General features: G+C 69.5%; 1 pseudogene. It reads right to left on the bottom strand.

Annotation, left to right across the window (positions count from 1 at the left end):
• Window positions 1–268 precede the first annotated feature (268 nt).
• Window positions 269–626 (bottom strand): annotated as a pseudogene (locus tag NIE111_RS27365) (phytanoyl-CoA dioxygenase family protein); the annotation flags it as partial.

Raw genomic sequence — 626 nt, 5'->3', positions numbered from 1 at the left:
GAGGTCGAAGAAGAGTTCCAGGAAGGTCGGGTATTGCGGCTCGCCGCGGCGGCGGAGGATCCGGGGGAGCGGAGCGGATGTCACTGCGCTGCCTCCTGTGCCACCCCACGCCCTGGGCACCACGCCCCGACCTGCGCACCCGCCACGCTACCGACAGGGCGGTTCCCGGTGGCCGGAACGGGCTCGGCCCGAGCGGTCGGTCCGCGGACGTGCAACGGCCCCCTGTCAACGCTGGGCGTCGGCAGGGGGCCGTCCTACGAGCAGTGGATCAGCGGAGCCAGGGGATGTTGCGGTCGAGCAGACCGCGCTCCTTGAGCTCCTTACGCAGCGGGATCTCGTCGTCGACGTACCCGTCCCAGTTGATGCCCCAGTAGTTGGCGGTGTGGGTGCCCTCACCGATCAGCTGGCGCTGAACGGGGGTGCGGTTGCGGTACCACTCGCCGTCCACGTCGGGGTGCAGCTCGTCCAGGGGACGGATCCACCGGTAGGTGTACCCGACGAAGAGCATCTTGCGGGTGATGGTCGACAGGTTCGTCGACCGCGAGTGCCACTGCCGGCGGTCGAAGATGAAGGCGTCGCCCGGGTTGGCGGTGATCTCCACCGTGCCCTCCGGGTCGGGGTTCTGC

This window comes from Micromonospora hortensis (assembly GCF_022230935.1).
Taxonomy (GTDB): Bacteria; Actinomycetota; Actinomycetes; order Mycobacteriales; family Micromonosporaceae; genus Micromonospora; species Micromonospora hortensis.
The sequence above is the reverse complement of the archived record's forward strand: the minus strand, read 5'-3'. Positions and strand labels throughout refer to the sequence as shown.